The sequence below is a fragment of the Kitasatospora sp. NPDC058406 genome, from assembly GCF_042722765.1.
GTDB lineage: Bacteria > Actinomycetota > Actinomycetes > Streptomycetales > Streptomycetaceae > Kitasatospora.
The window spans coordinates 1-11,562 of record NZ_JBHXKE010000274.1; the positions used below are offsets into that span (position 1 = coordinate 1).

Genomic DNA, 11,562 nt, shown 5'->3' on the forward strand with positions numbered 1-11,562 from the left:
CCAGGTCGGCTCCCAGTAGAAGACCCCGATCGCGCCGGCGTTGAGTGCGGTGTTCTGCACATCGGAGAAGTTGGCGCCCCCTCTCCCACGTCCGGCTCCGGAACGACCCGGAGACGGGCGGGGCGAGGGCCCCGCCCCGAGCCGGCCCATGGCGAGCGGGCGACACCCGCCCCGAGCCGAAGGACCGCGCCGGTGCCGAGAGGGAGAAGCGAGGAAGCGACGAAGGAGCGCGGGAGCGCCGACCGTCGGCACCGGACCGAAGCGGCCCGGAGGCGAGCGGGCGACAGCACGTGTTGCGGGACACACGGGGAGATGCACCCGTCGGGCCTGGGCAGGTTGGTTACCGGCGGGTAGCATGACGGTGAAGCAGCGCCGCTCACGTCCCCTCGTGCGACGGACGGCGGCAGCCTGCCCACCTCAACCTGTTGGTCCCTGGGAGGAGAAGCCCCCGTGCCTCGTACCGCGAGGGACGTCGTCTTCGTCGATGGCGTCCGCACCCCGTTCGGCAAGGCCGGCCCGAAGGGCATCTACCACGAGACGCGCGCCGACGACCTGGTCGTCAAGTGCATCCGGGAGCTCGTGCGCCGGAACCCGAACCTGCCCGTCGAGCGCATCGACGAGGTCGCCGTCGCGGCCACCACGCAGATCGGCGACCAGGGTCTGACGATCGGCCGCACCGCCGCGCTGCTGGCCGGCCTGCCGAAGTCCGTCCCCGGCTACTCGATCGACCGCATGTGTGCCGGCGCGCTGACCGCCGTCACCGCGACCGCCGGCGGTATCGCCTTCGGCGCGTACGACATCGTCGTGGCCGGTGGCGTCGAGCACATGGGCCGCCACCCCATGGGCGAGGGCGTCGACCCGAACCCGCGCTTCGTCTCCGAGAAGCTCGTCGACGAGTCCGCCCTGTTCATGGGGATGACCGCGGAGAACCTGCACGACCGGTTCCCGCACATCACCAAGGAGCGCTGCGACGCCTACGCCGTGCGCTCGCAGGAGAAGGCCGCCAAGGCGTACGCCAACGGCGACATCCAGCCCGACCTGGTGCCGATCTCGATCCGCAACACCAACCCCGAGGTCGGCGAGACCGGCTGGGGCCTGGCCACCGTGGACGAGCCGCTGCGCCCGGGCACCTCGATGGAGAGCCTGGCGGGTCTGAAGACCCCGTTCCGCCCGCACGGCAACATCACCGCGGGCAACTCGGCCGGTCTGAACGACGGCGCCACCGCCTCGCTGCTGGCCGCCGAGGACGTGGCCGAGGAGCTCGGTCTGCCGGTCAAGATGCGGATGGTCTCCTACGCCTTCGCGGGCGTCGAGCCCGAGGTGATGGGCATCGGCCCGGTGCCGGCCACCGAGAAGGCGCTGGCCAAGGCCGGTCTGACCATCGACGACATCCAGGCCTTCGAGGTCAACGAGGCCTTCGCCGTCCAGGTGCTGGCCTTCCTGGACCACTACGGGATCGCGGACGACGACGAGCGGGTCAACCCGTACGGCGGCGCGATCGCCTTCGGCCACCCGCTGGCCTCCTCCGGCGTGCGCCTGATGAACCAGCTGGCCCGCCGCTTCGAGCAGCGCCCGGACGTCCGTTACGGCCTCACCACGATGTGCATCGGCTTCGGCATGGGCGGCACCATCATCTGGGAGAACCCGCACTTCGAGGGTGGTAAGTGACCATGAGCACCACGACTGAGCTGCTGACCCGCGGCGCCGAACTCTTCCCCGGCGAGGTCGTCACCACCGCGCACGTCCGCCACCTGGACCTGCCGCTGCAGGCCGGCCGGCTGGCCCTGATCACCCTGGACAACGGCTTCGACCACACCAAGCCGACCACCTTCGGCCCGGGCTCGCTGCTCAAGCTGAGTGCGGCGCTGGACCAGGTCGAGGCGGAGGCCGCCGAGGGCACCGTCGTCGGTGCGGCGATCACCGGCAAGCCGTTCATCTTCGCGGTCGGCGCCGACCTCAAGGGCGTCGAGCTGCTCAAGGAGCACGCGGACGCGCTGGCCATCGGCAAGGGCGGCCACGAGGTCTTCAAGCGGATCGCCGCACTGCCCGTCCCGACCTTCGCGTTCTACAACGGCGCGGCGATGGGCGGCGGCGTCGAGGTCGGCCTGCACTGCGACTACCGCACGGTGTCCGCGGGCGTCCCGGCGTTCTCGCTGCCGGAGGTCTTCCTCGGCCTCGTCCCCGGCTGGGGCGGCTGTACCGTCCTGCCGAACCTGATCGGCCCGGCGAAGGCCGTCAAGGTCATCATCGAGAACTCGATGGCGCAGAACAAGCAGCTCAAGGGCAAGGACGTGTTCGAGCTGGGGATCGCCGACGCGATCTTCGAGCCGGCCGACTTCCTGGAGCAGTCGCTGCTCTGGGCGGCCCGTGTCCTCAAGGGCGACGTGACCGTCGAGCGCGAGGAGATCGACCGCGGCAAGGCCTGGGACGACGCCGTCGCCTGGGGCCGTCTGGTCGCCGACGCCAAGGTCCACGGTGCGGCCCCCGCCGCCTACCGGGCGCTGGACATCATCGCCCAGGTGAAGGACCAGGACCTCCAGGCCGGTTTCGACGCCGAGGACGCGGCCCTGGCCGACCTCATCATGGGCGGCGAGCTGCGCAGCGGCATCTACGCCTTCAACCTGGTGCAGCGCCGGGCCAAGCGCCCCGTCGGCGCGCCGGACAAGTCGCTGGCCCGCCCGGTCACCAAGGTCGGCGTCGTCGGCGCCGGTCTGATGGCCTCGCAGCTGGCGCTGCTGTTCGCCCGCCGTCTGGAGGTGCCGGTGGTCCTCACCGACATCGACCAGGAGCGCATCGACAAGGGCGTCGGCTACGTCCACGCCGAGATCGACAAGCTGCTCGGCAAGGGCCGGATCGGCCAGGACAAGGCCAACCGTCTCAAGGGCCTGGTCACCGGCTCGCTCGAGAAGGCCGCCGGCTTCGCCGACGCGGACTTCGTGATCGAGGCCGTGTTCGAGGAGATGGGCGTCAAGCAGACCGTCTTCGCGGACCTGGAGAACGTGGTCTCGCCGACCTGCGTGCTGGCGACCAACACCTCCTCCCTGTCGGTCACCGAGATGGCCTCGAAGCTGAAGCACCCCGAGCGGGTCGTCGGCTTCCACTTCTTCAACCCGGTCGCGATCCTGCCGCTGCTGGAGATCGTCCGCGGCGAGCAGACCGACGACGTCGCGCTGGCCACGGCCTTCGGCGTCTCGAAGAAGCTGCGGAAGACCTCGGTGCTGGTCAAGGACGCCCCGGCGTTCGTGGTGAACCGGATCCTGACCCGCTTCATGGGCGAGATCCAGAACATCATCGACGAGGGCACCCCGATCGCCACCGTCGAGAAGGGCGTCGAGCCGCTCGGCCTGCCGATGTCCCCGATCGTGCTGCTGGAGCTGGTCGGCCCGGCCATCGCGCTGCACGTCTCGGAGACCCTGCACGGGGCCTTCCCGGAGCGCTTCACCGTCTCCGGGAACCTCGGCAAGGTGGTGAAGGCCGGCAAGCGCGGCTTCTACACCTGGGTCGACGGCAAGCAGATCCTCGACCCCGAGGTGCTGGAGCTGCTCTCCTTCGGCGACAGCGTGCTGACCGAGGAGCAGGTGCTCTCGCGGTCGCTGGAGGCCGTCGCGCAGGAGATCGGCCTGATGCTGGAGGAGGGTGTCGTCGCCGAGGCGCAGGACATCGACCTCTGCATGATCACCGGCGCCGGCTGGCCCTTCCACCTGGGCGGGATCACCCCGTACCTGGACCGTGAGGGCATCTCGGAGCGCGTGAACGGCAAGCCCTTCCTCGCACCCGGTGTGGCCTCGGTGCCCGCCTGAGGAGTGCACGACGGAGCCCCGGTGACCGACGGATCGGTCACCGGGGCTCTTCCGCGTGCCTGGGCTCCTCCGCGTGCCGGCGCTCCGTCCCGTGCCGGGACTGCCGGACCGGGCGGCGGCCGGGCGGGCCCGGCCCCGACCGCCGGGGGCGTCAGCGCTTGAGGCGGTAGACCACCGTGTCGGCGAAGACGCCGACCATCTCGTAGTGGGTGTCCAGCAGCGCCTCGATCTTCGGGATCATGCCGGGCTGGTACGGCGCGAGGCCGGAGTCGTCGACCACGACCTCGGGCAGGCCCTTGGCGATCTCCTGGTCGAAGGTCTGCCAGGCGTTGTCCACGGAGAACTGCTCGCCGACGTTGAGGCTGCTGTCCTTGCCGCCGCTGTAGTTGGTGAGGAATCCGGCGGTCAGGTACCGGGTGGCGGGCTTGCGGTCCGCGAGCCAGTACAGCTCCGGGTGCATGCCCCAGACCAGCACGGTGTCCTTGGGCGAGGTCTGGGCGGCGACCGCCGTGGCGACCTCGGTGGTGCGGCTGAGCCGCTCCCCCGGCCAGGCCAGCGCCAGGCCCCAGAAGACCGTGGCGGCGGCCGTGGTGTACACCAGGACAGGCTTCCAGCGGACCGCCGAGGTGGCGACCGCCCCGGTGCCCAGCAGCACCAGCGGGGGCATCAGCTGCAGGTAGTAGTGGCCGAAGAAGTGGAAGCCGACGCTGACCGCGATCACCGAGGACAGCAGCCAGACCCAGAGGTCCGTGGTGGAGCCGTGCTCCTCCCCGGCGACGGGCAGCGGGCGGTGGCGGTACTTCAGCCAGAGCCGTCGGCCGACCGGCAGCAGGAAGCCGAGCCCGGCCCCGAGCAGGATCGCCGAGTTGCCGAGCGCCCGGCCGACCATCTGCAGCAGGGCGCCGCCCGCCGAGGCGTAGTCGCCGCTGCCGGTGACCACCCAGAAGAGGAAGCCCTTGGGCTTGGTGAGGATGACCGCGACCAGCGCTATCGGCAGCGTGAAGCCGAACCCGATCTTGAACAGGGCGGGCGGCCACCGGACGCCGCGCCGGCGGGCGTCCTGGTAGAGCATCCAGAGCACGGCCAGCAGCACCGCGCCGCCGGTCTGCTTGGTCAGCGAGCAGAGCGCCACCGCGATGCCCGCCGCCAGCCAGCGGCGCCGCTCGGCGTACCGGAAGGCGGCCACCATGGCGGGCAGCATGAAGACCTCGAAGGTCGCCGCCTGGGTGTCCTCCGGGGAGAGCCCGATGGAGACCAGCAGGTAGAGCAGCCCGGCGCCGGCGCCGGCCCGGTTGCCCCAGCGGCCGCGGGCGATCGAGGCCAGCAGGATCGCGGTGACCAGGTGGGCGCCCACCGCCAGCGTGCGCAGCGGCCAGAGCGAGGCGGAGCCGAAGACCGCGAACGAGGCCTGGTAGAGCCAGGGCAGGAGCGGCGGCTTGCGGTCGACCACGGTGTCGTACAGGACGCCGCCGTCGGCGAGCATCCGGGCCTGGGTGGCCAGGAAGCCCTCGTCGGGGCTCCAGACCGGCCGGACGAAGGACGGGATGTGGGTGACGAGCGCGACCAGCGCCAGCAACGGCACCAGCCGCGTCCAGTAGCCGACGCGGACGCGCTCCCAGCCCTCGGCCGGGGGTACCCCCAAGGGCAGGCGCTCGGCGAGCGCGGTCAGGCGGGATCGGGTGGGGGTCGGCACGGATGACAACCTACCGGGCGGGATCGGCGCCGGAAGCGCCGGTCCCGCCTTTCGGTGCGATTATCAGCCCGATCCGTACCTGATCCGTGCCGAACTGTTGCCGAGCCGTCGACGTCGGACGGCCGGGACGGCCCCGCAGGGCCCGGCCGACCCGCCCCCGCCCCGATCGGCCGGGCGGGTGACCCGGCCGGGTCGGCGGAGGTCGGTCAGGCCTCGACGGCGGCCACGTCCAGCTTGGAGACCAGCGCCGTCACCTGACGGGCGACGTCCGGGGCGGTGAGACCGATCTCGGCGAGGATCTCCGGCCGCGAGGCGTGGTCCAGGAACTGCTGCGGAATGCCGAAGTCGCGCAGCGGCAGGTCCACGCCGGCGTCGCGCAGCGCCTGGGCGATGGCGGCGCCGACACCGCCGACCCGGCCGTTGTCCTCGACCGTGACGACCACCCGGTGCTCGGCGGCCAGGCCCGGCAGGGCCGGGTCGACCGGCTTGACCCAGCGCGGGTCCACCACGGTGGCGGTGACGCCCTGGGCGGCCAGCAGGTCGGCCACCTCCAGGCACATCGGGGCCAGCGCGCCGACCGAGACGATCAGCACGTCGGCGCGGCGGCCGTCGGCCGTCGGCCCGGCGGCGTCCGGCGCCGCCTCGCGCAGCACGTCCATGCCGCCGATCCGGCCGACCGCCGGGACGGCCGGACCGACCGAGCCCTTCGAGTAGCGGACCACGGTCGGGGCGTCCTTGACGTCGACCGCCTCGCGCAGCTGGGCGCGCACCTGGTCGGCGTCGCGCGGCGCGGCGAGCCGCAGGCCGGGGACGACCTGGAGGATCGACATGTCCCACATGCCGTTGTGCGAGGCGCCGTCGGTGCCGGTGACGCCGGCCCGGTCCAGCACGAAGGTGACGCCCAGCTTGTGCAGCGCGACGTCCATCAGCACCTGGTCGAAGGCGCGGTTCAGGAAGGTCGCGTACACCGCGAAGACCGGGTGCAGGCCGCCGGTGGCCAGGCCGGCGGCGCTGGTGACGGCGTGCTGCTCGGCGATGCCGACGTCGAAGATCCGGTCCGGGAACGCCTGCGCGAACGGGGCCAGGCCGACCGGGTGGAGCATCGCGGCGGTGATGCCGACGATGTCCTCGCGCTCGTGCCCGAGCGCCACCATCTCCTCGGCGAAGACCGAGGTCCAGTCCTTGCCCGCGCTCTTGATCGGCAGGCCGGTCTCCGGGTGGATCACGCCGACCGCGTGGAAGCGGTCCTCGTCGTTGTTCTCGGCGGCGTGGTAGCCGCGGCCCTTCTCGGTGAGGCAGTGCACGATCACCGGGCCGCCGAAGCCGCGCGCCTTGGTCAGCGCGGACTCCAGGGCGGTGAGGTCGTGGCCGTCGATCGGGCCGATGTACTTGAGGCCGAGGTCCTCGAACATGCCCTGCGGCGCGATGAAGTCCTTCAGGCCCTTCTTGGCGCCGTGCAGGGTCTCGAACAGCTGCTGGCCGACCACCGGGGTGCGCTGCAGCGCGTCCTTGCCCCAGGAGAGGAACCGCTCGTAGCCCTGGGTGGTGCGCAGGGTGGCGAGGTGGTTGGCCAGGCCGCCGATGGTCGGCGAGTAGGAGCGCTCGTTGTCGTTGACGACGATGACGACCGGGCGGTCCTTGGAGTCGGCGATGTTGTTGAGCGCCTCCCAGGCCATGCCGCCGGTGAGCGCGCCGTCGCCGATCACGGCCACCACCGGGTCGTGCTTGCCCAGCAGCTCGTTGGCCTTCGCCAGGCCGTCGGCGTAGGAGAGCACGGTGGAGGCGTGCGAGTTCTCGATCACGTCGTGCTCGGACTCGGCGCGGGAGGGGTAGCCGGAGAGGCCGCCCTTGATCCGCAGCTGCGAGAAGTCCTGGCGGCCGGTGAGCAGCTTGTGGACGTAGCTCTGGTGGCCGGTGTCGAAGAGGATGCGGTCGCGTGGCGAGTCGAAGACCCGGTGCAGCGCGATGGTGAGTTCCACCACGCCGAGGTTGGGGCCGAGGTGGCCGCCCGTCTTGGAGACCTCCGTCACCAGGAAGGTCCGGATCTCCTGGGCCAGGGTGGCCAGCTGTCCGGGCGTGAGCCGGTCGAGATCGCGCGGTCCCCGAATGCGGGTCAGCAGGGCCACCCGTTCCTCCTCGTTCAGTGTTCGCGGACCGCGAGGTCCGACGGGCGTCGCTGCCCGGTGCGGCGGCACTCCCCGCCGCCTCGCGGTCGGTGTCGACCGGTCGAGTCTAATCTCCGGCCGCCGGACACCGGGCGGGGCGTCCGGTGCCACCGGCCGGTACACGCCAGTCACCTCGACGGTCACTCTTTCGGGTGAACCGCAGAAACCGGCGTGTCGGCGCGCCCGGACGGGCCCGGGGCGCACCGCGCCCGGGACGGCCGTGACCCGGCCGCCGACGGGGAAGGGCGGGCCCGGGGGCGGCCGTCCGCGGCCCGAGGGCTCAGGGGCGGGCGGTGGCGGCCGGGGTCGGGCGGCCGAGTGCGCCGGACTCCCCCATCTCGCTCATCACCAGCGCGAGCGCGCCCAGCACCTCGGCGCGGCCGCCCAGGGTGCCGGGGACGACCGAGAGCTGGCGGGCGGCGCTGGGGATGGCGTAGCGGGCCACCGAGTCGCGGATCGGGGCGAGCACCAGCTCACCGGCCTCCGCGAGGTCACCGCCGAGGATCACGCGGCGCGGGTTGAGCAGGTTGCAGAGGGTCGCCACGCCGGTGCCGATCTGCCGGCCGGCGTCGGCGATCACCCGGCGGCACCCGAGGTCGCCCTGGTGGGCCAGCTCGACCACCCGGGGCAGCGAGAGCTCCGGGCCGAGGGTCGGCACGAGCAGGTTGAGCAGGTAGCGCGAGCCGACGAAGGTCTCCAGACAGCCCCGGTTGCCGCAGCGGCAGACCGGGCCGGCCTCGTCCAGGGTGATGTGACCGATCTCGCCCGCGGTGCCGCCCGGGCCGCGGTAGATCTGCCCGTTGACCACCAGCCCGGCGCCGACGCCGCTCGCCACCTTGATGTAGGCGAGGTCGCTCAGCCCGCGTCCCGCGCCCCAGACCAGCTCGCCGAGCGCGCCGAGGTTGGCGTCGTTGTCGACGTGCACCGGCATGCCGAGCCGCTGGGCCAGCTCGCGCCCGGGGGCGATCCCGGTCCAGCCGGGCAGGATCGCGGTCGAACCCAGCGCGCCGGTCTCCACGTCGATCGGACCGGGGACGCCCAGGCCCACGCCGATCACCTTCTCCGGCCGGAACCCGGCCTCGGCGAGGAGCCGTTCGACCAGCGCCTCGGCCCGGTCGAAGCCCTGCGCGGCCGAGACGTCGACGTCGATCGGGGCGCTCTCCTCGGCGAGCACCCGGTGCGCGAGGTTGCCGACCGCGACCCTCAGGTGGGTGTGGCCGAAATCGATCCCCACCACGATGCCCGCGTCCCCGCTGAGCGAGACGCTGCGGGCGCGCCGCCCGCCGGAGGAGGTGTCGGCGACCACGACGGTGCCGCTCTCCTTCAGTTCCCGGACGATGTTGGACACGGTGGCCGCCGAGAGACCGGTGCCGCGGGCGATCTCGGCCTGCGTCAGCGAGCCGGCCATCCGCACCGCGCGGAGCACCCGTTCCAGGTTGGCGCGGTGCAGTGAGGACTGCGAGCCCGGTGTGTCCGTGGACATGATCCACCCTCCCAAGGGCGCGGGGACCCCTCCGCCGGGCGTCCCCTTTCAAGTCCTGAAGCCTAGGGCCTGCGGCGAGGGGAGGGCGCGGTCATCCGTGAACGGGGAGGAGCGGCGCCGGGGCGGTGGCGGCCCGGGGACGGGTGAGGACTCCGGACAGAAACCGGAGCGGGACCGGGGAGAGGCTGGGGAGAGAGCGGGGAGAACGGGGGCGCAGGGCGCCCCGGCACCGGCCCGCCGGGCCCTGCGGGCGGACAACCGGCCGGTCCGACCCCAGGTCAGGGCCGCGGTGCACGGCGATACGGGCGCCAGGGACCGTCCGAAAACCGTCCCCCCGTACGATGGTGCCCAATCTCACCCGTCCCACCGGCCGCGGACGTGAACCGGCCGGGGGACGCTTCCAGACATGACGGGGCATCAGATGGCAGGGGATCACCCTACGCCGGGGGCGGGCGACACGCCCGGCGGCGGTCAGGACAACCGGGGCGTCTCGCTCGGGCGCAAGCCCGGTGGCGTGGACCCGGCGGCCGTGGCGGACCAGCAGACACAGCTCGACGGGTCGGCGGTGCCCGGGCAGGCGGCGCCGCCCGCACCGGCCGGCGTGCCCCCGGCACCGGGCACGCCGCCGGCCCAGCCCCCGGCCGCGGGCCAGGGCTACGCCTACGCGCCCACCGCCCCCGCCTTCCCCGCGCAGGGTCCGCCCCCGGGCGCCCCGGTCGGCCCGTACGACCCGAACGCGGGCCAGCAGTTCGGCGCCCCGAACGCGGGCCAGCCCTACGGCTACGCGGCCCCGCCGCCCGCCGACGGCGGCGCCGGGTACGGCTACCCGCAGCAGGGCGGCTACGGCTTCCCCGGTGCGCCGGTGCCGGCCGCGCCCAAGCAGCGCAACCCCGTGATGATCTGGGGCGGCATCATCGGCGGTGTGCTGGCGATCGCCATCGTCGCCGCGCTGATCGTGCTGTTCACCGACGACAAGAAGAAGAACGACGACCCGCCGGCCGCGACCGGCGGCACCAGCGGCGAGGTCACCGGCGGCTCCACCAGCGGCACGACCACCGCCCCCACCACCGGGGCCACCAGCAGCCCGACCACGGGCGGCGGCGGCAAGGCCGGTGCCTACAACCTCGCGTGGGCCGCCGAGAAGCCGGCCGCCGGGGGCAGCAGCTCGCGACTGCTCGCCATCTGGGGCGCCGAGAAGACCGCGGTGCGCGTCGACACCACCAGTGTCCGGGGCATCAGCACGGTCGACGGCAAGGAGGCCTGGAACATCCCGGTGCCGGCCGGCACCAAGGAGTTCTGCTCCGCCTCGTACAGCACCAACGCCAAGCACATCGCCGCGATCTCGCTGAACACCGGTGACAGCGACTGCTCCACCATCGCCGCGGTCGACGTCGCCGCCGGCAAGCTGCTCTGGACGGTCAAGGTCGGCCAGCAGCGGATGTCCTCCCCGTCGCTGACCGTCACCGACAAGGTCGTCGGCATCGGCGCCAACACGGCCGCCGCGATCAACATCACCGACGGCACCCCGGTCTGGGCGTTCCAGCCGCGCGAGAAGGACTGCAGCGTCTACGGCACCGCCGCCGGCGCCCAGATCGTCGTCACCGACCGCTGCTACGGCCTCAACACCACCGTCAAGTCGCAGCTGGTGGTCGTGGAGACGGACAGCGGCAAGGTCACCTCGCCCGCGCCGATCACGCTCGGCGGCACCATCGAGCGGGTCGACAAGGTCCTCTCGGACCAGCCGCTGGTGCTGCTGGTGACGAACGGTCCGAACGGCGACTACATCCTGCCGTTCGACAAGACCAACAAGGCCGGCAACCAGATGTCGGTCAAGGAGCCCGGCTACGACAGCCTGCGGCTCAGCGGCCAGGCCGACGCGTTCAGCCTGAACGTGATCAGCGGCACGACCCTGTACGTGCAGACCAACCCGACCAAGCCGGCGATCAACGCGTACGACCTGAACACCGGCAAGCGGCTCTGGTCGACCACCGGTGACGCCAAGGACGGGCTGCGGCTGGTCTCCGGCACCGACAAGGACGGCAAGGTCCGGGCCATCCTGGACATGGGCTACGGCAAGGACGCCAAGCTGGTGACCCTCTCGCCGACCGACGGTGCGGCGACCGAGCTCGGCGCCATCATCGAGAGCAAGAACGTCGACCTCAACATCGGCCTCAGCCTCACCGAGTTCGTGATGCAGTCGGACGGGTCGCTGTACGGCTTCGGGCGCAGCAGCTCCGACGCCCCGGTGGCCAAGTACGTCAAGAAGTGACGCCGCAACGGTGATCCCGCCGGACACCCGGCGGGACGGGCGGGGCGGGGGGGGGGGGGGCGGACCCCCCCCCCCCCCCGCGGCGGGACCCCACCGGCCCGGCGCCGCCCCCCCCCCGCCGCGGCCCGGGCGAATACAGCCGGACCGCGCGG

Annotated in this window: 6 protein-coding genes; 3 read left to right on the forward strand and 3 right to left on the reverse strand. The window is 72.6% G+C overall.

The genetic code is table 11. The features are described from left to right. Window positions 1-450: 450 nt before the first annotated feature. Both ACFWOG_RS35110 and ACFWOG_RS35115 read left to right on the forward strand, forming a co-directional pair. Window positions 451-1,668 (forward strand): thiolase family protein, encoded by a 1,218-nt coding sequence (locus tag ACFWOG_RS35110; protein WP_380363337.1) that lies wholly within the window; start codon window positions 451-453, stop codon window positions 1,666-1,668. Between the two features lie 2 nt (window positions 1,669-1,670). Continuing rightward, the gene (locus ACFWOG_RS35115; protein ID WP_380363339.1) at window positions 1,671-3,800 is read left to right on the forward strand and encodes a 3-hydroxyacyl-CoA dehydrogenase NAD-binding domain-containing protein; all 2,130 of its coding nucleotides are present in this window, start codon (window positions 1,671-1,673) and stop codon (window positions 3,798-3,800) included. Window positions 3,801-3,951: 151 nt separating this feature from the next. Here the strand turns inward: ACFWOG_RS35115 and ACFWOG_RS35120 are convergent, their stop codons facing one another. The 3 genes from ACFWOG_RS35120 to ACFWOG_RS35130 all read right to left on the reverse strand — a co-directional run bounded on the left by ACFWOG_RS35120 (window position 3,952) and on the right by ACFWOG_RS35130 (window position 9,141). After that, window positions 3,952-5,493 (reverse strand): glycosyltransferase family 39 protein, encoded by a 1,542-nt coding sequence (locus ACFWOG_RS35120; protein ID WP_329882067.1) that lies wholly within the window; start codon window positions 5,491-5,493, stop codon window positions 3,952-3,954. A gap of 206 nt (window positions 5,494-5,699) precedes the next feature. Continuing rightward, window positions 5,700-7,619 (reverse strand): 1-deoxy-D-xylulose-5-phosphate synthase, encoded by a 1,920-nt coding sequence (gene dxs, locus ACFWOG_RS35125; protein ID WP_355405208.1) that lies wholly within the window; start codon window positions 7,617-7,619, stop codon window positions 5,700-5,702. 319 nt (window positions 7,620-7,938) lie between these two features. Further along, window positions 7,939-9,141: an ROK family transcriptional regulator gene (locus ACFWOG_RS35130; protein ID WP_329882065.1), complete on the reverse strand. Its 1,203-nt coding sequence runs from the start codon at window positions 9,139-9,141 to the stop codon at window positions 7,939-7,941. A gap of 421 nt (window positions 9,142-9,562) precedes the next feature. Here ACFWOG_RS35130 and ACFWOG_RS35135 point away from each other — a divergent pair, with 421 nt between their 5' ends. Beyond that, entirely contained in the window at window positions 9,563-11,410 is a 1,848-nt protein-coding gene (locus ACFWOG_RS35135; protein ID WP_380363342.1) for a PQQ-binding-like beta-propeller repeat protein, read from the forward strand. The last annotated feature ends 152 nt before the right edge of the window (window positions 11,411-11,562 follow it).